The organism is Leifsonia sp. NPDC058194, from assembly GCF_042883605.1.
Lineage (GTDB): Bacteria > Actinomycetota > Actinomycetes > Actinomycetales > Microbacteriaceae > Leifsonia.
Genome location: NZ_JBHVVL010000004.1, coordinates 13,532 through 35,805, shown reverse-complemented (window position 1 = coordinate 35,805; position 22,274 = coordinate 13,532). Strand labels below are relative to the sequence as shown.

Genomic DNA, 22,274 nt, shown 5'->3' with positions numbered 1-22,274 from the left:
AGGCCTAGACGGCCGGGTGCGCAGGGTGCTCGAATTGCGACGATACAAATCTCGGGCATGGAGGAGCGGCACATGGCGATCTCGGACGACGTGGCGAAGGACGCGTACCTGTACGCGTACTCGATGGACAAGGCCTACGGCTTCCTGCATGAGACGACGATCGCCCCCGGCGTCCGTCTCAACGTGTTCCAGAAGCTCCGCGACCTCGCCGACGACACCTACACCGCGCACCCGACGATCAACAACGACACCCTCCACCTGCAGGGCTGGTTCGACGTGGCCGCCGAGCCGGTGGTGGTCACCGTTCCCGACGTCGACGGCGACCGCTACTGGATCCTGCACACGATGGACATGGGGCACTACACGACGGCGATGATCGGCTCCCGCACACGCGGATCGAAAGGCGGCACGTTCCTGTTCGCCGCGCGGGAGTGGGCGGGAAGCGTCCCCGACGGTGTCGACGACGTGGTCCGCTCCGACTCGAACCTCATCAAGGTCATGGGCCGCATCATGACGACCGGCGGCGACGACCTCGAGACCGCGCGTGCACTGCAGGATCGGTGGCTGCTCCGGACCCTGTCCGAGCACCTCGGTGAGCCCTCCCCCGCCCCGGTCGTCCGAGAGTTCCCCGATCCTCGGGCCACGAGCTGGCTGGAGAGGGTCGACTTCCTTCTCGCCGACGGTTCGATGGCCGCCGCCGATGCCGAGTGGCTCGACGGGCTCGCGGCCATAGGGCTGGAGCCGGGCCGCCGGGACTTCAGCGACGAGCAGCTCGCCGCCGCCGACCGCGGCGAAGCCCTCGCGACGACGCATCTCGCCGAGCTGGCGCCGACGGTGACCAGCTCCAAGGGTGCTCTCGGCACGCGCGAAGAGTTGCAGCATGCGCCACGCGACGTCTTCGACATCGGGACGATGCTCGGTCAATGGGGGCTGCCTCCCGTCGAGTCCGTGTACATCAAGATCGAGACCGGCTCCGACGGGACACCGATCAACGGTTCGGCCGGCCGGGAGTACCGGGCGCGATTCCGGGCACCCGACGTCTCGGAGTTCTGGTCCTTCACCGTGTACGGCGACGACGACCGACTGATGGCGCACAACACCATCAACCGGCACAGCCGGGGTGACCGCACGCTGACGCCGGACGACGACGGGTACTACTCGATCCTGCTGAGCGCAGACGTCGACCGGCACGCGGACGACCCGCACTTCCTCCCGATTCCCGAGAAGGACTCCTACCTCATCCTGCGGCTCTACGGCCCGAGCGAGGCCATCCAGAACGGGGACTACACCGCGCCGGTGTTCGAGGTCACGACCGGGTGATCCGCGGGCCGCTTCGCGCTCGCGAACGTCCAGAACACGAACACCAACGCCAGGATCTCGCCGGCGACACCCAGGAACAGGCCGACACTCGGGCCGACCGTGCCGTGCCCGGTGGCGAAGGTGGTGAAGTCCCACGCCCCGTGCAGCACCATCGCCCAGATCAGGCTGCCGGTCACCCGACGCACGATGTAGAACGCGGTGCCGCCGAGGAACGCCAGCACCACCTGCTGCATCGTCTGCCCCACCGGGGCGCCGCTGATGATGTTGGTCGCGTGCATCAGCCCGAACAGCGCGCTGGTCGTCAACCACACCCAGACCTCGCGCACGCTCGCACGCATCCCGGTCAGCAGCAGGCCGCGCGTGACGAGCTCTTCGTTGAATCCGACGAGGACGCCGAGCGTGAGGAGGCCCGCGAGGTAGCCGCCGTCGATCCTCGCCCAGTCCACCGTCGGCAGGCTGATCAGGATCGAGAGGGCCATGATCGCCGGAGCGATGATCGGCCAGCGGTGCCTGCTGCGCTCCCGCTCGAACAGCGCGCTGCGCCACCAGCCGAGCACCGTCGTGACGATCGCCAGGTACACGGCCCCGATCGCCAGGAACAGTGCGGCGCCCCGGAAGAGCGTCTCGGCGGAGTCCCCGATGTGGTCGTACCCGACGCCGGAGAGCGCGCCGACCACGGTGACGATGACGACGTAGCCGAGCCAGACGGCGATCCCGATCCACGGGCGAGGCGACACTTTCATGAACTGCTCCAGACGTGAGGGTGGGGCAGCCGCCGCCGGAAGCGCGATCGGCTCTGCGCACATGCTAACGGCGGGGTGGGTCAGCCTCGCAAGGTCTCGCCCGGGTTCTCTCCGAATGCGTCACGGTAGTAGTGGGCGAACCGCGGAAGGTGGACGAACCCCCAGCGGTGGGCGATGATCGCGACCGTGTCGCCGGCCTGCGCTGCACGCAGGTCGGTGCGTGCAGCCTCCAGCCGAAGGTCTCGCAGATACCGCATCGGCGTGGTGCCGAGAAGGCGTTCGAACGCGTTCTGGAGGCCGCGCGGCGAGAGGCGCGCGGCGAGGGCGATGTCCTCGACGAGGATCGACTCCGCGATGTGCTCCTCCATGTAGGCGACCGCTCGCCGCAGCGCTGCGGGCAACGCCGTGGCCCCGTCATGCGGGAGCGCGAGGTCGAGAGTGTTGTTCGGAAAGGTGCGGAGCAGGCTCGCCACGAGGAGCCCGTATGCGTGGTCGCGGATCAGATCGTTCTGCAGGAGCTCGTCGTCCGCGACGACGTCATCGCGGACGAATCCGCTGACGGCCTCCCACGAACGCTGCCTCTCCGCAGTCACGGGGGAGTTGCCGGAGAAGTGGACATGCAGCCCGGGGACGCCGAAGTGGTCCGCCGCATAAGCGTCCATCGAGCCGATGTCCAGCTGCGTCCCGTTGACGCTGAACGACTCCTGCCAGCGAGCCGTCGCCGGGAGGGGCGGGAACAGGCACGGGCGGGACGTGTCCGGCTGGGTCCGCCCGATCATCGAGTTCCATGCGCCGTCGATCACCTCGACGACGATCACCACCGGTTGCGGTTCCATCTCGAAGCGACCGCTCGCCGTCCATCTCTCGCGGAGCGACGCGAAGCGGTCGTCGCCACCGGCCGACACCTCGAGCGAGAACGCCTCCGGGTGCGGGTCCATGTCCACCCCCGAGTAGAGCTCGTTCAGGAACGTCATCGCGAAGTCCGACTCGCGCGTCTCGAGAGCCGTGCGGAATGCGCTCATTCGACCCTCCTTCGGTCTGGACGTATTTTCACGCGACTCATCGCGAACGTCGAGAGGGCATCGGAATCTCCCGTCCGTGCCTATCCAATTCGCGCGAAAGGGAGGACCATTGCGCACAACGACGGCTATCTGCCGAAACTCTTCACCGCACTGCGCCGCCGGCTGGACCCAGCGGCGCGCGATCGGGACGCGCGCCGCTGGCCACCGGACAGGGGTTGGGGTCCGGTGCGCAGAGGGTACGCCTGCCGTCGGCGTGGTGGCCAGTGTGCGCTCTTCAGTTCTTTACCATCCGGATGGTAAAGTCACCTCCATGTCCACCACACGACCGACATCGCGCACCGACGTCCTCGACAGCACCCTCGGGATGCTGCAGGGGGGCGAATCGATCTCGCTGGAGAGTGCCGCGCGCGCCGCCGGGCTGACCAAGCCGGGCCTCATGTACCACTTCCCCACCAAGGAGGCGCTGATGCTCGCGCTCGTCGACCACGTCGTCGATCGCTGCGAGCAGGCGATCGTCTCCCGCATCGGCGACCCGGCGAGCGCCACACCGCGGGAGCGCGCCGCCGCCTACGCGACCTGGTCGATCGAGGGCCCGCACGACGCGAGCGAGCTCGTCGTCTTCGCCGACCCCCGCCTGCGCGACGAGCTCGTCGCGAAATGGGGCGAGCGCCTGCGCCCCTACATCGAGCTGCCCGACGACCTCGCGCCCGATGTCCGAGCCCGACTGCTGGCCGTGCGGTTGCTGGCCGACGGCGCCTGGTTCGCCTGCGCGTCCGGGCTCTTCCCGCCGGTGGGCGACGACCTCGCCCGGTTGAAGGGCACCGTCGACGACCTGCTCGGAGGGATCGAATGAACCGCTGGCTCTTCCTCGCCGGGGCGATCCTGTTCGAGGTGACCGCCTCACTCTCCCTCAAGGGCGCGCTGACGCATCCCGCCCTGTACGTCGTGGTGGCCATCGGCTACGTCGCCTCGTTCGCCTGCCTCGGCGCATCGCTGCGCGCCGGCATGGCACTCGGCGTCGCCTACGGCATCTGGGGAGCGACGGGCGTCGCACTCACGGCCGCACTTTCCACCGCCTTCTTCGGCGAGCCGTTCACCCCGCTGATGGGAGTCGGCATCGCCCTCATCATCGGCGGCGTGCTGCTCGTCGAGTTCGGATCGCAAGCGGCGCATCGCCGCGCGGCATCGACCCCGACCGCGGCCGAAGGAAGCCACGAGTGATCGTCTGGCTCGCCCTCGCCGGCGCCATCGTCTTCGAAGTGTCCGCCACCATCTCGCTGCGGATGGCGACGACCGGGCCGTCGCCGAGACGCATCTGGTACCTGCCTGTCGGCGTCGGGTACGTCGTCGCGTTCGCCCTGCTCTCGGCCACCCTCGCCCTCGGTCTCCCCCTCGGGATCGCCTACGGGGTCTGGGCCGCCGTCGGCGTCGCCCTCACGGCGATCCTCGGTCGCGTCCTGTTCCGCGAGCCGCTGACCGCCGTGATGGTGCTCGGCATCCTCCTCATCGGAGCCGGAGTCGTGCTGGTCGAGCTCGGCTCGCTGCACTGACCCGCGGGGTCGGTGCCCGTCGCGGTCAGAGCCAGTCGCGGTCAGTGCCAGACGGGCGTCCGCCCCTGGGCGTAGCGTGCGCCGAACCCTCCGGCAGGAAGGATCTCGTCGATCCGGGCGAGATCGGCAGCGGAGAGCACGAGGTCGGCGGCGCCGACGTTCTCCGCGACCCGTGCCGCGCTGCGGGTGCCGGGGATGGGGACGATGTGCTCGCCCTGGGCGAGCAGCCACGCGAGCGCGAGCTGCGCGACCGTGGCGCCGAGCGTCCCGGCGAACTCGCTGAGCTGCCGGGTCGCCTCCACGTTCTTCTCGAAGTTCCCGGGCTGCCAGCGCGGGTCGGTGTTGCGCATGTCCGTCGGGTCGTACTCGCCGGCGGGCTTCGCCGTGCCGGTGAGGAATCCGCGCCCGAGCGGCGAGTACGGCACGAAGCCGATGCCCAGCTCGGCCAGCGTCGGGAAGAGCACCTCGACATCCCGCTCGAACAGCGAGTACTCGGTCTGCAGCACGGAGACCGGCTGCACGGCGTGGGCGCGCCGGATGGTCTCGGGCCCGGCCTCGCTGAGACCGAAGTACTTCACCGTGCCCGCATCGATGAACTCCTTGACCGTGCCCGCGACGTCCTCGATCGGGACCTGCGGGTCCACCCGGTGCTGGTAGAGCACGTCGATGTGATCCGTTCCGAGGAGGCGGAGGCTGTTCTCGACCACCTCGCGGATGTGCGCGGGCCGGCTGTCGAAGCCGAACTCGCGGGTGAAGCCGAACTTCGTGGCGATCACGATCTCGTCGCGGTAGCCCGCGACCGCCGAACCCACGATCCGCTCGTTCTCGCCCCAGCCGTAGAGTTCGGCCGTGTCGAAGAGGGTCACACCCAGATCGTGGGCCGCGTGGATGGCCGCGACGCCCTCCTGCTTGTCCCCCGGCCCGTAGGCGAGGGAGATGCCCATCGCCCCGTACCCCAGCGCGGAGACCTCGAGGCCCTGTCGGCCCAGCGTTCGCTTCTGCATGTCTGCGTCCTTCCGGCGGTAGGGCATCAGACTACGCCGCGCGTTTCGCGTACCGTGTCGGCAATGAGCATCGACGACTTCCGCATCCACGTCTCCGACGACCTGCTCGACGACCTGCGGTCCCGGCTCGCAGCGACCCGCTTCGTCGAGCCGCTCGGTTCCGCGCCGTGGGACGCCGGGGTCGGGGGCTCCGTGCTGCGCGACCTGGTGGACTCCTGGCTCGCGTTCGACTGGCGAGCGCAGGAGGCGCACCTCAACTCGTACGACCAGTACCTGGCCGATGTCGGCGGCCACCGCATCCACTTCGTGCGGATCCCGGCCGCCGGTTCGGCCGAGACACGCATCCCCCTCCTGCTGCTGCACGGTTGGCCGAGCGCGTACACCGAGTACCTGCCACTGGCGGAGTTCCTCGCCAACCCGGCCGGTTCGGGTTCGGATTCGAGTGTCGCCTTCGACGTGATCGTCCCGTCGCTGCCCGGCTTCGTCTTCTCCGAGCTGCCGGACGGGCCGCTCACCCGCCAGGCGATCGCCGACGACCTCCACGAGCTCATGACGACCGTGCTCGGCTACGACCGGTATGCGGCGTTCGGCGGCGACATCGGAGGCGGCGCGGCGACCTGGCTCGGCGTCGACCACGCCGATCGCGTGATCGGCGTCCAGCTCATCCATGCCCCGTTTCCGGCCGACGACAAGCCGCACACCGACGAGGAGCGCGCCTATCTGGAGGCGGTCGACGCCTACGACGCGGCCGACGGCGGCTACAGCGAGATCATGGCCACGCGTCCCGACACCATCGCAGCCGCCCTCGCCGATTCCCCCGCCGGCCTGCTCGCGTGGATCGCCGACAAGTGGCACGACTGGGTCGACGGCGACCTGGACCGGGTGATCCCGCGGGATGTCCTGCTCACCATCGCCACCCTGTACTGGGCGACCGGCAGCATCGGCACCTCCTTCCGCCAGTACTTCGACTACGACGCCAACCCGCCCCGTCCGACGATCGCCGCGCCCGTCGGTGTGCTCCTCAGCCGCGAGCCCGTGATGGAGGGCTTCCCGCGCTCGCTCGCGGAGCGCGCCGCCGCCGACCTGCGCGCGTTCGAACGGGCGCCGGTCGGCGGGCACTTCCTCGGGCTGGAGCAGCCTCGCCTGGCCGCGGACCGCATCCGGGAGTTCTTCGCAGGTCTCGCCTGAGGCTTGCCGCGCGCGACGGTTCGGCGCATCCTGTTGCCGTGAGACGAGATGGCACCTAGGTCTCCCCGGGGCGGCGGTGATCGGCTTGGTCGTCACCTCAGTCACCGCCGAGCGCGAGCCGTAACACGAGAAAACCCCCGGACCCCCGTAGAACGGGGATCGCGGGGGCTTGCACGTGGCGGTACCGGTGGGATTTGAACCCACGGTGGGCTTTCACCCACACAACTTTTCGAGAGTTGCACCTTCGGCCGCTCGGACACGGTACCGCGGATAATCTTAGGCGAACTTTCCGCGCCCCGCCAATCAGCGTGCGTCCAGCGAGTGCACAGCCGGTGCCCACGGGGGCCTCACGGTACTCGGAGTACGCTGCTCGCATGAACACCACGGGTCGCGTCGTCACCACCGTCGGCATCGCGGGCGCCGTCGCGGGCGGCGCCGCGTACGCCTGGGGCCGCATCCAGCAGAAGCGCGCGTCGATCGCGGCCGGCAAGGTGCGGCTCAACGAAGCGCTGCCGGTGCACTCCAAGTGGTGGCGCGACTTCGCGAAGGGCGAAGGCGAGATCCTTTACGTCGCGATCGGCGACAGCGCCGCCCAGGGGATCGGCGCGTCGCAGCCCAAGAACAGTTACGTCGGGGTGATCGCGGACCACATCCACGCCGCCACCGGCCGCACCGTGCGCACGGTGAACCTCAGCGTCTCCGGTGCGACGGTCGCCCTCGCCGTGGCCGATCAGCTCCCCCGGTTCGAGACGCTGAAACCCGACATCGTGACCGTCTCGATCGGCGCGAACGACATCGCGGCATTCGATCCGGCGACGTTCCGCGAGGGGATCCGGCGCGTGTTCGCTGCGCTCCCCGGCGATGCGGTCGTCGCCGACCTCCCCTACTTCTACCTTCCCTGGAACGAGAAGAAGGTGGCGCAGGCCAACGCGATCCTGCGGGAGGAGGCGGCGAGCGCCGGTCTCGAGGTCGCGCCGCTGCACGAGTCGATGAAGCGGGAGGGGATCCGCGGCGCCTTCACCCAGTTCGCCGAAGACCTCTTCCACCCGAACGATCACGGCTACCGAGTGTGGGCGTCGGCGTTCCTGCCCGCGGTGACGAAGCTGGCGGCGGCGAAGTTCCCCCGGCGCCCGGCGGCGGGTGCCGCGTCAATCAGCGCATCGACCCCGGCGCCAGATGCGCCAGCACCCTCCCCCACGCCGGCACGATGACGAGGTGCCCGGTTCCCGGGACCATCTCCATGCGCGCGTCGGGCACGGCCTTCTGATACCAGGCGGCATGGGCGTTGCCGGCGATCGCGTCGCCCTGGCCGCCGACGATCAGCGTCTTCGCCCGCACGTCTCCGGGCTCGAAGCCCCACGGCCTCGCCGTGTACGACAGGATGTCCGCGGCAGCACCGGTCGCGCCCTGCCGGAAGGCGTCTTGCAGCATCCGCCCCAGGCGATCGTGGACGCCCGGACCGGAGAGCACGGCGTCATCGACCGCGGTGGCCCCTACCGCGTCGGCGGGCACCTCACCGGGTTCGCCCGCGGCGAGGACGGCGTCCGCCTGCGACTGCAGCTGAGCGCTGAGCTGCTGCACCGCCTCCGCCGGCGGCAACGCCCCCAGCCGATCGGACTCGGCCTGCAGCTGAGGCGGGATCCACGGCACGGCCTCGTTGGGTGCGGGCGTCGCGACGATCGCGACGCGCTCGGTCAGCTCGGGATGCCGCGCAGCGAAGGCGAGCGCGACGCGGCCGCCGGCGGACCAGCCGGCGATGCCGACCGTGCGCGGGCGGCCCACTCCGGCCGCACTCTCTGCGAGCGCCACCGACCGCAGGTACTCGGCGATGTCGTCGGCCGCGCGGGTGATGCTCGGCCACTCGCCGTACGGCCACGGATCGCTCGACCCGTAGCCCGGCCGGTCCAGCGCCACGATGTGGACGTTGCGCGTGGCCGAGGCGTCGGGATCGGGGTCGAAGGCGGACGAACCGGGTGCGGAGTGGCAGAAGACGACGATGCGCTCCGCATCCGCATCGCCGAGGGTGGTGACGCCGACACGTCGGCCGGACCGCAGGGTGTACGTCAGGTTCGCCATGCGGCCCATTCTGCTCCGGCGGGCTCGGGCGCAGAACCCTCCACAGCGGGCGGGATGCCCGGGAGCTCCCCCGATCCCCGCGATCCTCCCCGCAGTGACGGTGGCCGCCCGTAGTGTGGGTGACGGATCGAGGAGGTGCCGTGGCGAAGGCTCACGTCAACTATCGCTGCACGGAGTGCGGCTGGACGGCGGCCAAATGGGTCGGCCGCTGCGGCGAGTGCCAGGCCTGGGGCACGGTGGAAGAGGCGGCAGCCCCCACGGGCGTGCTGCGCGCCCTCACTCCGGTGACGATCGGGGCGGGGCGCGAGGCCCGCTCGATCGCGCATATCGAGACGGAGGCCGCGGGCCGCACCCCGAGCGGCATCGGCGAGTTCGACCGGGTGCTGGGCGGTGGGATCGTGCCGGGGGCGGCCATCCTGCTGAGCGGCGAGCCCGGGGTCGGCAAGTCGACTCTGCTGCTCGAGGTCGCCTCGCGTGCCGCGGCGCAGCGGGCACGGGTGCTCTACGTGAGCGCGGAGGAGTCGGTCGGCCAGGTGCGCATGCGCGCCGAGCGCACCGGCGCCCTCCACGACGAGCTCTACCTCGCCTCCGAGACCGACCTCGCGACGATCATCGGGCAGATCGACGCGGTCAAGCCCTCTCTGGTGATCGTCGACTCGGTGCAGACGGTCTCCAGCGGCAGCATCGACGGCATCGCCGGCGGTCCCAGCCAGGTGCGGGAGGTCGCCAGCACCCTCATCCGCATCGCCAAGGAGCGCGAGCTGCCCATCCTGATCGTCGGGCACGTGACGAAGGACGGCTCGATCGCGGGACCCCGCCTGCTCGAGCACCTGGTCGACGTGGTGTGCCAGTTCGAGGGCGACCGGCAGACCTCCCTCCGCTTCGTCCGCGCCCTCAAGAACCGGTTCGGGCCGACCGACGAGGTCGGCTGCTTCGAGATGACGGGCGACGGCATCGCCGAGGTCCCCGACCCGAGCGGGCTGTTCCTCAGCCGCACCTCCACCCCCGTCTCGGGCACGTGCGTGACTGTCGCGATGGAGGGCCGCCGCCCTCTCCCGGTGGAGGTCCAGGCGCTCGTCGTCGCCACCGCCGCCCCGAACCCGCGTCGCGTCACGAACGGCGTCGACAGCTCGCGCGTGGCCATGCTGCTCGCCGTGCTCGAGCGGCGCGCCGGCATCAAGCTCGGCGACAAGGACGTCTACGTCTCCACTGTCGGCGGGGTGCGCCTCACCGAGCCGGGCGCCGACCTCGCGATCGCCCTCGCGGTCGCATCGGCGGCCTCCGACCGCGCCATCCCGCACACCCTGGTGGCGTTCGGCGAGATCAGCCTGGCCGGCGAGATCCGCCCGGTGTCGAACGGCAAGCAGCGCGCCGCCGAAGCCTCCCGCCTCGGTTTCGCCACCCGCGTGGACGACCGCAGCGCCTCCATCCGCGAAGCCCTGCGCCTCGCGTTCACTGCCGGATCGACCGCGCGCGAACGGGAGCTCGACGCGGCCTTCTGACCGGCACCCGTCACCGTCCGGTCAGGACGCCAGCGGCTCGGCGGCTCCGGACGCGGATTCCGAACCCTCGGACTCGCTGATCTCCGCCCACACCGCATCCAGCGAAAGCCCCAGCACGGCTGCGATGGCGGCGATCGTCGGGAAGGCGGGCGTCGCCACCCGGCCTGACTCGATCTTCCTCACCGTCTCCGGCGAGACGCCGGCATCGAGCGCGACTGTCAGCATCGACCGCTCGCCACGCGCCCGGCGCATCAACGCACCGAGGCGCTGACCGCGCGCGATCTCATCCGGCGTGAGAGGCAGTCTGACCATGAGCCCATACTAATACCGGGATACTCATACCGGTATAGTTATCGGCATGATCGAGATCCTGACCCCGGCCGAGCTGACCCGGGCGCGCGCCACCGGCGCCGTCGTCGGCAGCATCCTCCAGACCCTGAAAGACCGCGTCGGCATCGGCACCAACCTCCTCGAGATCGACCGCTGGACGGCTGCGATGATCGCCGACGCCGGAGCCGAGTCCTGCTACGTGGACTACGCACCCTCCTTCGGCCGCGGCCCGTTCGGTCACCACATCTGCACCGCGGTCAACGACGCGGTGCTGCACGGGATGCCGCACGACTACGCCCTCGCCGACGGCGACCTCCTCACCCTCGATCTCGCCATCACGCTCGACGGCATCGCGGCCGACGCCGCGATCAGCTTCATCGTCGGCCCCACGCGCGCATCGGCCGATCTCGCGATGATCGAGACGACCGAACGCGCCCTCGCCGCCGCCATCGCCATGGCCCGCCCCGGGGCGCGGATCGGGGACCTCTCGGCAACCATCGGCACGGTGCTCCGCGAGGCCGGCTACCCGGTGAACCTGGAGTTCGGCGGCCACGGCATCGGCTCGACCATGCATCAGGACCCGCACGTCTCCAACGACGGCCGCGCCGGCCGCGGCTACCGGCTGCGCCCGGGCCTCCTGCTCGCCCTCGAGCCGTGGGTGATGGCCGACACCGACGAACTCGTCACCGACGCCGACGGCTGGACCCTCCGCAGCGCGACCGGGGCACGCACCGCTCACACCGAGCACACCATCGCGATCACCGACGACGGCGCGGAGATCCTCACGCTCCCCTAGCGCCGTCCGCCTCCTCCCTTCCCGAGCCGGCGAACTATCCGCCCCCTCGCCCGAAAAGCGTGCACAATCCGCCGCCTCGGCGAAAATGCGTGCACTTCGGCGGGGTGCGGTGGCGCCAGCGCGGAGCGCGGCAGCGCCCAGCGCCCGCTACTGCAGGATGAACTGCTTGGTCTCGGGTGACGCGATGCCGTCGACGGTGGTCGTCAGATGGTACGACGCACCGGCCGCGGGCACCTGCTCGCGGCTCGCCTGGCAGGTGGAGGGGTCCGAACGGGTGCGGTCCCACGTGATCGGGGCCTGCGACGAGATGGTCTTGCCGGGCTGCAGCAGCACCTCGGCGTCGACCTTGTCGGTCTGGCAGTCCGTGGACTTCCAGTAGACCTCGGAACCGCTCGTGATGGTGAAGAGCTGCTGGGCCGTCCCCGCGTCGATCTTGCACGCGTTCGAGCCGGTGTTGGTGATCGCGACGGACAGCTGCGGGAGCTCGCCGGCGGCGTAGGTGGACTTGTCCGTGACCGCCTCGACGCGCACGTTCGCGTTGTCGCAGGCGGCTCCGCTGGCGGAGGTGCTGGCGGTCGGGATGCTCGTCGCTGGCGGCGTCGTCGTCTTCGGAGCACTGGTCGTCGACACGGGTGCGGGCGCCCCGTCGGAGGCGCCGGGACGCACGATGATGAGCACGACCACGAGGATCACGGCGAGCAGACCGAGTCCGAGGATGAGCCGGCGTCGCCAATAGACCTTGCTCGGCTGTGGGCCGACAGGATGCTTGAACGTCGACATGCCCGCAGCATATCCGCGACCCGCCGGAAAGCCGGGCGCAACGCGCTCAGAGGCGCTTCAACATCCTTGTATTTCCCAGGGTGTTGGGCTTCACGCGGGCCAGATCAAGGAACTCGGCGACACCTTCGTCGTTGGAGCGGACCAGCTCGGCGTACAGAGCCGGATCGACCGACTCCTCCCCCATGTCCTCGAACCCGTTCCGCTCGAAGAAGCCGACCTCGAAGGTCAGGCAGAACAACCGGCTGAGCCCGAGCTCGCGCGCATCCGTCTCGAGCCGCTGGAGCAGTGCGCGCCCGACCCCTCGGCCGAGCCAGCCGTCCGAGACCGCGAGGGTGCGCACCTCGCCCAGGTCGCTCCACATCACGTGCAGTGCGCCGCAGCCGATGAGAGTGCCGTCGGCGTCCTCCGCGACGCGGAACTCCTGCACCGCCTCGTAGAACGTCACCGTCTCTTTGCCGAGCAGGATGCGTCGTCGAACGAGCGGCTCCACGAGCTCCTGGATGCGTGCCACGTCTCCCGTGCGCGCCCGTCGGATCCGGACCGCGCCTGCCTCACCACTCACCGTCCCACCCTACCGACATGCAGAAACCGCCGGACACTCGTGTGTCCGGCGGTTTCTGACGGGGGACGGATCAGTTGTTGGCGGCGAGGTCCGGGGTGGCCGGGCCGGTGCCGATCGCGGCCGTCGCGTTGACGCCCGCACCGATCGCGTCGGCGCGTGCGGTCGTGGTGAACACGAACTCCCCGTCGCGGAAGTCGACGTGGACGTGGTCGCCCGCGTTCAGCTCGCCGTGCAGGATCTTCTCGCTCAGCCGGTCCTCGATCTCGTGCTGGACGGCGCGGCGCAGCGGGCGGGCGCCGAGCGTCGGGTCGAACCCGACCTCGATCAGCCGCTCCTTGGCCGGAACCTCCAGCTCGATCGTCATGTCGCGGTCGAGCAGACGGTCGGACAGGCGCTTGATGAACAGGTCGACGATCTGCAGCAGCTCGGCCTTGTTCAGCTGCGGGAAGACGATGATCTCGTCGACGCGGTTCAGGAACTCGGGCTTGAAGTTCTTCTTCAGCTCCTCGTAGACCTTGCCGCGCATCCGCTCGTAGCCGGTGGTCGGGTCGCCCTCGATCTGGAAGCCGACGGGGCCTCCGGAGATGTCCTTCGTGCCGAGGTTGGTCGTCATGATGATGACCGTGTTCTTGAAGTCGACGACGCGACCCTGACCATCGGTCAGACGTCCCTCTTCCAGGATCTGGAGGAGCGAGTTGAAGATGTCCGGGTGCGCCTTCTCGATCTCGTCGAACAGCACGACACTGAACGGCTTGCGGCGGACCTTCTCGGTGAGCTGGCCGCCCTCTTCGAAGCCGACGAACCCGGGAGGGGCGCCGAACAGTCGCGAGACGGTGTGCTTCTCGCCGTACTCCGACATGTCGAGGGAGATCATGGCCGACTCGTCGTCGAACAGGAACTCGGCGAGCGCCTTGGCGAGCTCGGTCTTACCGACACCGGTGGGGCCGGCGAAGATGAACGAGCCGGAGGGCCGCTTCGGGTCCTTCAGGCCGGCGCGGGTGCGGCGGATCGTCTTGGAGAGCGCCGCGATGGCCTCCTCCTGACCGATGACCCGCTGGTGCAGCGCCTTCTCCATGAAGACGAGACGTGCCGACTCCTCTTCGGTGAGCTTGAACACCGGGATGCCCGTGGCCTGCGCCAGGACCTCGGCGATCAGGCCCTCGTCGACCTCGGCGGTGGTCTTCACGTCACCCGAGCGCCACTGCTTCTCGAGGCGCAGCCGCTCGCCGAGGAGGTTCTTCTCCTCGTCGCGCAGGCCGGCGGCCTTCTCGAAGTCCTGCTCCTCGATCGCGGCCTCCTTCTGCGAGCGCACGGCCGAGATCTTGTCGTCGAACTCGCGCAGCTCCGGCGGGGCCGACAGGATCGACAGGCGAAGGCGGGCGCCGGCCTCGTCGATCAGGTCGATCGCCTTGTCCGGGAGGAAGCGGTCCTGGATGTAGCGGTCGGCGAGGTTCGCGGCCGACACGATCGCGCCGTCGGTGATGGACACCTTGTGGTGCGCCTCGTAGCGGTCGCGCAGCCCCTTGAGGATGTTGATCGTGTGGGGCAGCGACGGCTCGTTGACCTGGATGGGCTGGAAGCGGCGCTCGAGCGCGGCGTCCTTCTCGAAGTGCTTGCGGTACTCGTCGAGGGTGGTCGCGCCGATGGTCTGCAGCTCGCCGCGGGCGAGCAGCGGCTTCAGGATGCTGGCCGCGTCGATCGCGCCTTCTGCGGCTCCCGCTCCGACGAGGGTGTGGATCTCGTCGATGAAGGTGATGATGTCGCCGCGGGTGCGGATCTCCTTCGTGACCTTCTTCAGGCGCTCCTCGAAGTCGCCGCGGTAGCGGGATCCTGCGATGAGCGAGCCGAGGTCGAGGGTGTAGAGCTGCTTGTCCTTCAGCGTCTCGGGCACGTCGCCGCGCACGATCGCCTGGGCGAGGCCCTCGACGACGGCGGTCTTGCCGACGCCGGGCTCGCCGATGAGGACGGGGTTGTTCTTGGAGCGGCGCGACAGGATCTGCATGACGCGCTCGATCTCCTTCTCGCGTCCGATCACCGGGTCGAGCTTGTTGTCGCGAGCGGCCTGCGTGAGGTTGCGGCCGAACTGGTCGAGGATCTGGCTACCGGCCTGCGCGGTGGTCTGATCGTTGCCTCCGACCTGGACCTGCTCTTTGCCCTGGTATCCCGAGAGGAGCTGGATGACCTGCTGGCGCACGCGGTTGAGGTCGGCGCCGAGCTTGACGAGCACCTGGGCGGCGACGCCCTCGCCCTCGCGGATCAGGCCGAGGAGGATGTGCTCCGTGCCGATGTAGTTGTGGCCGAGCTGGAGTGCCTCGCGGAGGCTGAGCTCGAGCACCTTCTTGGCGCGCGGGGTGAACGGGATGTGCCCGGTCGGCTGCTGCTGACCCTGGCCGATGATGTCCTGGACCTGCTCGCGGACGGCGTCCAGCGAGATGCCGAGGGACTCGAGGGCCTTCGCGGCGACGCCCTCGCCCTCGTGGATCAGGCCGAGCAGGATGTGCTCCGTGCCGATGTAGTTGTGGTTGAGCATCTTGGCCTCTTCTTGGGCCAGGACGACGACGCGACGGGCGCGGTCGGTGAATCTCTCGAACATGTCTACTCCTCGCGACGCCTTGCAGGGTCGGCATCGATACAAAGAGAGTAACCACCGCACCCGGCCCGCCGGGTCTCTGTTCGCCGTGGGCGTGAAGGGGGTTGCGCGCGCCCACGGCCCGGGCGTGGTGCCTCAGCCCTGCAGGCCGGGGATGGTGAGGGTCGTGTCGGGGAGGGTGATCGTGACGTCCGAGGTCGTGGTGACCGAGGACGGCGTCGTGAAGACGGTGGTGTGCGGGACGTAGTCGCGCGTGCAGACGCCCCCGGGCGCCGGCGAGAGGGTCGCCTTCAGCTGGTTGTCGCCGGTGACGCTGATGGAGGCGACCGTCGGCGGGCAGGTCGAGCTGCCGTAGAGCACGATGCCGAACTGGCGGCCGTCGTCGAGCCACGCGGCCCAGGATGCGCCGCCCGCGCTGCTGGCGGGAGCCTCCACGCCGGTCGGCTCGCCCGTGTAGTCCTTGACGGGCTGCTGCTGGGTCTTGACCCCGCAGCCTGCGAGCGCGACCAGCACCAGCATCCCTCCGGCGAGGGAGGTCAGGGGGCGGGTCGCGGATCGGGGCACGCGTCCATTCTAGGAAGGCGACCATGTGAAGAGGCGCCGCGTACCCGCGCGAAGCCTAGGATGCCGCTATGAGCAACCTGGAGCGCGACCCCGCCGAGCTGCTGGCGGTCGGCACGGCGGTCGCCGAGCCTGCTCCCGCGGCGGGCGGAGACGTCGAGGTCCTGGAACCCCGGGATGTGCCGCTGGGCGGCCCGCGCGCCATGAACGTGCGGCGCACGCTTCCTCAGCGCCGCCGGTCCCTCATCGGCGGCTGGTGCTTCATCGACCACTACGGTCCCGATGACGTGGCGGCCACCGGCGGGATGCGCGTGCCTCCGCATCCGCACACCGGTCTGCAGACCGTGAGCTGGCTCTTCGAGGGCGAGATCGAGCACCGGGACAGCGTGGGCAGTCACGCGGTCGTCCGGCCGGGCGAGCTGAACCTGATGACCGCAGGCCACGGCATCAGCCATTCTGAGGTGTCGACGCCCGAGGCGCGGGTGCTGCACGGCGTCCAGCTGTGGGTGGCGCTGCCCGCGGCCTCCCGGGAGGTCGCCCCGTTCTTCGAGCACCACGTCCCGGTGCCCGCCGTCCTGGGCGAAGCCACCGTACGGACATTCGTCGGCGCGCTGGCCGGCAGCGGCACGCCGGCGACCGTGTTCTCGCCGCTCGTCGGCGCAGAACTGGTCGTTCCCGCCGGTGCGACGGTGCGCATCCCCCTCGAGACGGCGTTCGAGCACGGCGTGCTCGTGGACACCGGCTCCGTGACCGTGGCGGGCACGGTCGTCCCGCTCGCTCATCTGGCGTACCTCGCCCCCGGCCGCGATGCGGTGGAGGTCGTGGTCGGCGACGGCGGACCGGCGCGTCTGGTGCTCCTCGGCGGGGAGCCGCTCGGCGAGCAGATCGTCATGTGGTGGAACTTCATCGGGCGCAGCCACGACGATGTCGTCGCCGCACGCGCGCAGTGGCAGGACGAGGTCATCGCGGGCGCGGATCCCGACGGCCGCTTCGGCACGGTCGAGGGCTACGACGGGTCGGCGCTCCCCGCTCCGGTGCTCCCCACCGTGCGGCTCAAGCCGCGCGGCTGAGCGCACAGGCGGGCGCGGTACGATGAGCGCGTTATGAACGACATCATCGGCGGAATCGTGTGGTCGCTGGCGCCGACCGTCCTGGTCGGGCTGCTCTTCTGGCTCATCATGCGCAAGATCGTGCATGCCGACCGCACGGAGCGGAAGGTCTACGCACGCATGGAGGCCGAAGAGCGCGCGCGCCGCGGCCTCACCCCCAAGCCGTAGCCTCCATCACCCCGCACTACTGCAGCGCGGAGGTCAGGCGGGCCAGGTTGTCGAGCACCGTCGAACGCAGCGGCTGCTTCATCCACTCGTCGAGCGTGAGTTCCCGGCTGTCGCGGCGATAGCCGTCCTCGACCTTGCGCATCTCCTCGACGAACGAGCGACCCCGCACCATCAGCGACACCTCCATGTTCAGCAGGAACGAGCGCATGTCCATGTTGCTCGACCCGATCACGGCGACGTCGTCGTCGATGGTGAAGTGCTTGGCGTGCAGGATGTACGGCGCCTTGTACATCCAGATCTTCACTCCGGCGCGCAGGAGGGCCTCGTAGTACGAGCGCTGGGCGTGGTAGACGAGCGCCTGGTCGCCGATCTCGGAGACGAACAGCTCGACCGAGATGCCGCGCTGGGTCGCGGTGGTGATCGCGGTCAGCATCGACTCGTCGGGCACGAAGTAGGGCGACGTGATGACGATGCGCTCCTGCGCGTAGTAGAGCAGCGCCAGGAAGAGCCGGAGGTTGTTCTCGCCGGCGAATCCGGGACCGGACGGGACCACCTGCGCGTCCAGCTCCTCCGGCTGGATCTCGTCGGTGATCGGCTCCGTCTCGCGCCGGAGCAGCTCGTCGGTCTCGCTGTACCAGTCGGTGATGAAGATGGCGTTCAGACCGGCGACGATCGGGCCCTCGAGCCGCACGATGAGCTCTTTCCACTTGAGCCCACGGCGGATGTTGGACTTCTTGTTGTAGCTGCGGTCGATGATGTTCTGAGAACCCATGAAGGCGACGCGGCCGTCGACGATGAGCAGCTTGCGGTGGTTGCGCAGGTCGGGGCGCTGGTACTTGCCCTTGAGCGGCTGCACCGGGAGCATCAGCTGCCAGCGCGCCCCCATCTCGGTGAGCCGCTTGATGGTCTTCTTGTAGTCGCGGGTGCGGACGGACGCGATGTGGTCGAGCAGGACGCGCACCGTGACCCCGCGCTGCACGGCGTCGGCGAGGGCGTCGAAGAACGGCTCCGTGGTGTCGTCGAGCGACAGGATGTAGAACTCGACGTGCACGTACTTGCGGGCCGCTCGGATCTCGGCCGTCATCGCATCGAGGGAGCCCTGGTAGTCCCCGTTGAGGCTCGCCCGGTTGCCGCCCACCAGCGGCATCGCGCCCAGGTTGCGGTTCAGCTGCACGACCGATTCCAGCCACGGCGGCCACGGGTGGTCGCGGCGGACCCGCTCGATGCCCTCGGTCGACTCGATGATGAAGTTGTTGATCTCGATCTGCTTCTCGCGGCGCCGCTTCGGGAGCTTGTAGCTGCCGATCAGCAGGAAGAACAGCACGCCGATGTACGGGATCAGGAAGATCGCGAGCAGCCACGCGGTCGCCGACGTCGGCTTGCGGTTGCGCGGCACGACGATGATCGCGATGACGCGGATGATGAAGTCGATGAGCAGTGCCACCACGACGATGGCGGTGCTCAGAAAGCCTGCGTCCATCCCGTCCTCTCGGTCGCAGGCGCGCTCGGAGCGAACCACCTACAGGGATACCGTAGCGAAGCGGAGCGACAATGGGGTTCCACCACCCGGAACGGAGTCCGTCACGCCTCCCGTCATCGACTACCTCACGACCTGGTCGTTCGACCCGGCCGCCGCCGTGCTGCTCGTCGCGGCGGGCGTGCTCTACGTGGGCGGGGTGCTCCGGCTGCGGCGCCACGGCCATCGCTGGCCCGCCCGCCTGACCGTCTGGTTCCTGCTGCTCGGGCTCGGATCGTACGCGTGGATCTCGTTCGGATTCCTCGGCGCCTACAGCACGGAGCTGCGCTGGGCGTTCACGACCCGGATCGCGCTGCTGCTGTTCGTCGTCCCGGCCCTGATGAGCCTGGGCCGGCCGATCGCGCTCGCGCGGGTCGCTCTGTCGACGACGGGTCGCCGGCGCACCGAGCGCGTCCTGCGCTCGCGCCCGGTGCGCGTGCTCGGGAACGCGATGTTCGCGCCCGTCTTCGCGTGCGCGGTGTTCCTGGTGTTCCTGACGCCGGTCGCCGCCGTACTGCGCGACTCGGTCTGGTCGGAGTGGACGATCTCGATCCTCGTCCCCGTCGCCGGGATGCTGCTGGTGCTGCCGATCGCGGCGCATTCGGTGATCCGCACGGGGTTCTTCATCACCGTCGAGTTCCTGCTGGCGTTCGTCGAGCTGCTGCTCGACGCCATCCCCGGCCTGCTGCTGCGGCTCAACGACAGCGTGCTGGACGGCGCGGCGCGCGTGACCGGGCCGCTCCCGTTCTGGTTCCCGAACGCCCTGCACGACCAGCACCTCTCGGGCGATCTGCTGTGGTTCATCGCCGAGTTCGCCGACGTGCCGATCCTGGTCATCCTGTTCGTGCGGTGGATGCGGCTCGACCGGCGCGAGGCGAAGAAGGTCGACGATCTGACCGATGAGCAGCTGGAGGAACTCACCCGCGCCCACCTGCAGCGGCGCGGCTGAGCCCTACGTGACCAGCGGCGCTACCTGACCAGCTGCCCTACTTGACCAGCGGGAAGAGGATCGTCTCGCGGATGCCGAGGCCGGTGATCGCCATGAGCAGGCGGTCGATGCCCATGCCCATCCCGCCCGTCGGCGGCATTCCGAACTCGAGCGCGCGCAGGAACTCCTCGTCGAGCCGCATGGCCTCGTTGTCGCCGGCCGCGGCGAGCTTCGCCTGCTCGACGAAGCGCTCGCGCTGCACGACGGGGTCGATCAGCTCGGAGTAGCCGGTCGCCAGCTCGAAGCCGCGGGTGTAGAGGTCCCACTTCTCGACGACGCCCTCGCGCGAGCGGTGCGCGCGCACGAGCGGGCTGGTGTCGACGGGGAAGTCCATCACGAAGGTCGGGCGCACGAGGTCGCCCTTCACGTGGTGCTCCCACAGCTCCTCGACGTACTTGCCGGCGAGCGGGTGCTCGATCTCGATCCCGGCATCGGCCGCGAGCTCGCGCAGGCGGGCGATCGGGGTCTCGGGCGTGATCTCCTCGCCGATGGCCTCGGAGAGGCTGTCGTACATGCGGATGCGCTCCCACTGGCCCCCGAGGTCGTACTCGGTGCCGTCGGCCCAGGTGACCACGTGCGAGCCCGAGACGGCCTGCGCGGCGTTCTGGATGAGCGTCTGGGTGAGGTCGGCGATCGAGTTGTAGTCGCCGTACGCCTGGTACGCCTCGAGCATCGCGAACTCGGGCGAGTGGGTGGAGTCCGCGCCCTCGTTCCGGAAGTTGCGGTTGATCTCGAAGACGTGGTCGATGCCGCCCACGACCGCGCGCTTGAGGTAGAGCTCCGGGGCGATACGCAGGTACAGGTCCGTGTCGAACGCGTTGGAGTGGGTCACGAACGGGCGGGCGGACGCGCCGCCGTGGATGACCTGGAGCATCGGGGTCTCGACCTCGACGAAGCCGCGGTCGGCGAACGTCGAGCGCAGGCTGGCCATGGTCGCCGCGCGGTCGAGCACCGTCTTGCGGGCCTGCTCGCGCGCGATGAGGTCGAGGTAGCGCGAGCGCACCCGCGTCTCCTCGCTGAGCTCGTTGTGGAGGTTCGGCAGGGGCAGGAGCGCCTTGGACGCGATCTCCCAGCCCGTGACCATGATCGACAGCTCGCCGCGGCGGCTCGACGCGACCTCGCCGGTGACGAAGACGTGGTCGCCGAGGTCGACCAGCTCCTTCCATGCGATCAGCGACTCCTCGCCGACGGCCGCGAGCGACACCATGGCCTGGATGCGCGTGCCGTCGCCCGACTGGAGCACGGCGAAGCAGAGCTTGCCGGTGTTGCGCAGGTGCACGACGCGGCCGGCCACGCCGACCGTCTCGCCGGAGGCCTCGTCGGCGGCCAGGTGCCCCCAGGTCGCGCGGACCTCGGGGATGGTCGTCGTGACGGGAACCTGCACCGGGTAGGCGCCGCCCGCGGCCGTCTCCGCCTGCGCGATGAGGCGTTCGCGCTTGCCGAGCCTGACCGCCTTCTGCTCGCTGATCTCGTCGTCCGTGAGGTCGGCCTGGGGGGTGGGGGCGTCGGTCATCGGTGTGTCTTCCGTTCGGCGGTCTGCGTCGTGCGTCTGTTCGTCGTGCGTGCGGTGCTCAGGGGATCGTGATGCGCCGGTTGTCGATGAGGCGCGTCGTGCCCACGCGGGCCGCGACGAGCATCAGCGCCGGGCCGTGGTGGCCGGGCGCCGCCTCGTGGAACGAGGGCTGGTCGACGATCACGAGATAGTCCAGCTTAACGGCTGACTCGGTGTCGATGCGCGCCCGGGCGGCGGCCAGCGCGGCCTCCACCCCGCCGGCTGCGGCGTCGGCCCCCGCGCTGAGCGCCTGCGACAGCGCGACTGCTGCGGCGCGGTCCGGGCCCGCCAGGTAGCGGTTGCGGCTCGAGAGGGCGAGACCGTCGTCCTCTCGCACCGTGTCGACGACGGCGAGGGTCAGCGGGAGGTTCAGGTCGTCGATCATCCGGCCGACGAGATGCACCTGCTGGGCGTCCTTCTGGCCGAACACGGCGACGTCGGGCTGGACGATGCCGAACAGCTTGGCGACGACGGTCAGCATCCCGTCGAAGTGGCCGGGCCGGGAGGCGCCCTCGAACAGCGAGCCCCCCTCGCCCGCCGTGACGCGGGTGGAGGACTCCCCCTGCGGGTACATCTCGGCGGCGGTCGGGGCGAACACGATGTCGGCGAGGCCCTCCAGCGCGGCGACATCGGCGTCGAGGGTGCGGGGGTAGCGATCGAGGTCCTCGCCGGGGCCGAACTGCAGCGGGTTCACGAAGATCGAGACGACGACGACCCCGCCGAGGTCACGGGCGCGCCCGACGAGTCGCAGATGGCCGTCGTGGAGGGCACCCATGGTCGGCACGAGCACGACGCGTCCCGCCGGATCCCCGGACGGCCCGGATGAATCGGCCTCGCGGCGAGCGCGCGCGACGAGCGCGCGCAGTTCGGCGATGGTGGTGACGACGTGCGGCATGCTCTTTCCCTCCGGCCGCGGC

General features: G+C 69.9%; 23 protein-coding genes and 1 tRNA gene. 11 read left to right on the top strand and 13 right to left on the bottom strand.

Translation table 11 applies throughout. From position 1 onward, the window contains the following. Positions 1-72: 72 nt before the first annotated feature. Positions 73-1,320, top strand: a complete 1,248-nt coding sequence (locus ACFVU2_RS15120) for a DUF1254 domain-containing protein (RefSeq protein ID WP_387875858.1) — start codon at positions 73-75, stop codon at positions 1,318-1,320. Here ACFVU2_RS15120 and ACFVU2_RS15115 read toward each other — a convergent pair. Further along, positions 1,284-2,063 (bottom strand): CPBP family intramembrane glutamic endopeptidase, encoded by a 780-nt coding sequence (locus ACFVU2_RS15115; protein WP_387875855.1) that lies wholly within the window; start codon positions 2,061-2,063, stop codon positions 1,284-1,286. The genes ACFVU2_RS15120 and ACFVU2_RS15115 overlap by 37 nt on opposite strands. Before the next feature lie 80 nt (positions 2,064-2,143). Continuing rightward, on the bottom strand, positions 2,144-3,085 hold the full coding sequence (locus ACFVU2_RS15110; protein WP_387875852.1) for a helix-turn-helix transcriptional regulator: 942 nt from the start codon (positions 3,083-3,085) through the stop codon (positions 2,144-2,146). Between the two features lie 310 nt (positions 3,086-3,395). On the opposite strand from ACFVU2_RS15110, the gene ACFVU2_RS15105 reads away from it, so the two are divergent. The 3 genes from ACFVU2_RS15105 to ACFVU2_RS15095 are packed head-to-tail and all read left to right on the top strand — an operon-like array spanning position 3,396 to position 4,635. Continuing rightward, the gene (locus ACFVU2_RS15105) at positions 3,396-3,938 is read left to right on the top strand and encodes a TetR/AcrR family transcriptional regulator (protein ID WP_387875849.1); all 543 of its coding nucleotides are present in this window, start codon (positions 3,396-3,398) and stop codon (positions 3,936-3,938) included. After that, positions 3,935-4,306 carry a DMT family transporter gene (locus tag ACFVU2_RS15100; RefSeq protein ID WP_387875847.1) on the top strand — a complete coding sequence of 124 codons (372 nt, stop codon included), beginning with the start codon at positions 3,935-3,937 and terminating at the stop codon, positions 4,304-4,306. Before ACFVU2_RS15105 ends, ACFVU2_RS15100 begins: the two co-directional genes overlap by 4 nt. Then, positions 4,306-4,635 carry a DMT family transporter gene (locus tag ACFVU2_RS15095; RefSeq protein WP_387876828.1) on the top strand — a complete coding sequence of 110 codons (330 nt, stop codon included), beginning with the start codon at positions 4,306-4,308 and terminating at the stop codon, positions 4,633-4,635. The genes ACFVU2_RS15100 and ACFVU2_RS15095 overlap by 1 nt, the downstream gene beginning before the upstream one ends. A 41-nt stretch (positions 4,636-4,676) precedes the next feature. Here ACFVU2_RS15095 and ACFVU2_RS15090 read toward each other — a convergent pair whose 3' ends face one another. Continuing rightward, the gene (locus ACFVU2_RS15090; RefSeq protein ID WP_387875845.1) at positions 4,677-5,639 is read right to left on the bottom strand and encodes an aldo/keto reductase; all 963 of its coding nucleotides are present in this window, start codon (positions 5,637-5,639) and stop codon (positions 4,677-4,679) included. Positions 5,640-5,702: 63 nt separating this feature from the next. Here ACFVU2_RS15090 and ACFVU2_RS15085 point away from each other — a divergent pair, with 63 nt between their 5' ends. Next, entirely contained in the window at positions 5,703-6,827 is a 1,125-nt protein-coding gene (locus tag ACFVU2_RS15085; RefSeq protein WP_387875842.1) for an epoxide hydrolase family protein, read from the top strand. Positions 6,828-7,003: 176 nt separating this feature from the next. On the opposite strand, the gene ACFVU2_RS15080 is transcribed toward ACFVU2_RS15085, so the two are convergent. Next, a tRNA-Ser gene (locus tag ACFVU2_RS15080) sits at positions 7,004-7,093 on the bottom strand. A 108-nt stretch (positions 7,094-7,201) separates the two neighbouring features. Between ACFVU2_RS15080 and ACFVU2_RS15075 the strand changes: the two genes are divergently transcribed. Further along, the gene (locus ACFVU2_RS15075; RefSeq protein WP_387875840.1) at positions 7,202-8,038 is read left to right on the top strand and encodes an SGNH/GDSL hydrolase family protein; all 837 of its coding nucleotides are present in this window, start codon (positions 7,202-7,204) and stop codon (positions 8,036-8,038) included. Here the strand turns inward: ACFVU2_RS15075 and ACFVU2_RS15070 are convergent. After that, positions 7,980-8,903: an alpha/beta fold hydrolase gene (locus ACFVU2_RS15070; RefSeq protein ID WP_387875838.1), complete on the bottom strand. Its 924-nt coding sequence runs from the start codon at positions 8,901-8,903 to the stop codon at positions 7,980-7,982. The genes ACFVU2_RS15075 and ACFVU2_RS15070 overlap by 59 nt on opposite strands. A gap of 140 nt (positions 8,904-9,043) precedes the next feature. Here ACFVU2_RS15070 and radA point away from each other — a divergent pair, with 140 nt between their 5' ends. Then, positions 9,044-10,405: a DNA repair protein RadA gene (gene radA, locus ACFVU2_RS15065; RefSeq protein WP_387875836.1), complete on the top strand. Its 1,362-nt coding sequence runs from the start codon at positions 9,044-9,046 to the stop codon at positions 10,403-10,405. Between the two features lie 21 nt (positions 10,406-10,426). Here radA and ACFVU2_RS15060 read toward each other — a convergent pair whose 3' ends face one another. Then, positions 10,427-10,717 carry a helix-turn-helix transcriptional regulator gene (locus ACFVU2_RS15060; RefSeq protein WP_387875835.1) on the bottom strand — a complete coding sequence of 97 codons (291 nt, stop codon included), beginning with the start codon at positions 10,715-10,717 and terminating at the stop codon, positions 10,427-10,429. A gap of 46 nt (positions 10,718-10,763) precedes the next feature. Here ACFVU2_RS15060 and map point away from each other — a divergent pair, with 46 nt between their 5' ends. Beyond that, positions 10,764-11,531, top strand: coding sequence for a type I methionyl aminopeptidase (gene map / locus ACFVU2_RS15055; RefSeq protein WP_387875832.1), 768 nt, complete (start codon positions 10,764-10,766; stop codon positions 11,529-11,531). Between the two features lie 147 nt (positions 11,532-11,678). On the opposite strand, the gene ACFVU2_RS15050 is transcribed toward map, so the two are convergent. The 4 genes from ACFVU2_RS15050 to ACFVU2_RS15035 all read right to left on the bottom strand — a co-directional run bounded on the left by ACFVU2_RS15050 (position 11,679) and on the right by ACFVU2_RS15035 (position 16,027). Beyond that, positions 11,679-12,311 (bottom strand): hypothetical protein, encoded by a 633-nt coding sequence (locus tag ACFVU2_RS15050; RefSeq protein WP_387875830.1) that lies wholly within the window; start codon positions 12,309-12,311, stop codon positions 11,679-11,681. 46 nt (positions 12,312-12,357) lie between these two features. Beyond that, positions 12,358-12,873 carry an amino-acid N-acetyltransferase gene (locus tag ACFVU2_RS15045; protein ID WP_387875828.1) on the bottom strand — a complete coding sequence of 172 codons (516 nt, stop codon included), beginning with the start codon at positions 12,871-12,873 and terminating at the stop codon, positions 12,358-12,360. A 70-nt stretch (positions 12,874-12,943) separates the two neighbouring features. After that, positions 12,944-15,466 (bottom strand): ATP-dependent Clp protease ATP-binding subunit, encoded by a 2,523-nt coding sequence (locus tag ACFVU2_RS15040; protein ID WP_387875825.1) that lies wholly within the window; start codon positions 15,464-15,466, stop codon positions 12,944-12,946. 132 nt (positions 15,467-15,598) lie between these two features. Further along, positions 15,599-16,027, bottom strand: a complete 429-nt coding sequence (locus tag ACFVU2_RS15035) for a hypothetical protein (protein WP_387875824.1) — start codon at positions 16,025-16,027, stop codon at positions 15,599-15,601. 68 nt (positions 16,028-16,095) lie between these two features. Here ACFVU2_RS15035 and ACFVU2_RS15030 point away from each other — a divergent pair, with 68 nt between their 5' ends. Both ACFVU2_RS15030 and ACFVU2_RS15025 read left to right on the top strand, forming a co-directional pair. Further along, a complete protein-coding gene (locus tag ACFVU2_RS15030) occupies positions 16,096-17,094 on the top strand; it encodes a pirin family protein (RefSeq protein ID WP_387875823.1) in 999 nt (332 codons plus the stop codon). A gap of 33 nt (positions 17,095-17,127) precedes the next feature. Beyond that, the gene (locus ACFVU2_RS15025) at positions 17,128-17,301 is read left to right on the top strand and encodes a hypothetical protein (protein ID WP_387875822.1); all 174 of its coding nucleotides are present in this window, start codon (positions 17,128-17,130) and stop codon (positions 17,299-17,301) included. A 16-nt stretch (positions 17,302-17,317) separates the two neighbouring features. Here ACFVU2_RS15025 and cls read toward each other — a convergent pair whose 3' ends face one another. Continuing rightward, positions 17,318-18,781: a cardiolipin synthase gene (gene cls, locus ACFVU2_RS15020; RefSeq protein WP_387875819.1), complete on the bottom strand. Its 1,464-nt coding sequence runs from the start codon at positions 18,779-18,781 to the stop codon at positions 17,318-17,320. Between cls and ACFVU2_RS15015 the strand changes: the two genes are divergently transcribed. Continuing rightward, on the top strand, positions 18,732-19,766 hold the full coding sequence (locus ACFVU2_RS15015; protein ID WP_387875818.1) for a cytochrome c oxidase assembly protein: 1,035 nt from the start codon (positions 18,732-18,734) through the stop codon (positions 19,764-19,766). The two genes, cls and ACFVU2_RS15015, sit on opposite strands and share 50 nt — an antisense overlap. A gap of 37 nt (positions 19,767-19,803) precedes the next feature. Here ACFVU2_RS15015 and lysS read toward each other — a convergent pair whose 3' ends face one another. Both lysS and panC read right to left on the bottom strand, forming a co-directional pair. Next, positions 19,804-21,318 (bottom strand): lysine--tRNA ligase, encoded by a 1,515-nt coding sequence (gene lysS / locus ACFVU2_RS15010; RefSeq protein ID WP_387875815.1) that lies wholly within the window; start codon positions 21,316-21,318, stop codon positions 19,804-19,806. Between the two features lie 58 nt (positions 21,319-21,376). Further along, positions 21,377-22,252, bottom strand: a complete 876-nt coding sequence (gene panC, locus ACFVU2_RS15005; RefSeq protein ID WP_387875814.1) for a pantoate--beta-alanine ligase — start codon at positions 22,250-22,252, stop codon at positions 21,377-21,379. Between the last annotated feature and the right edge of the window lie 22 nt (positions 22,253-22,274).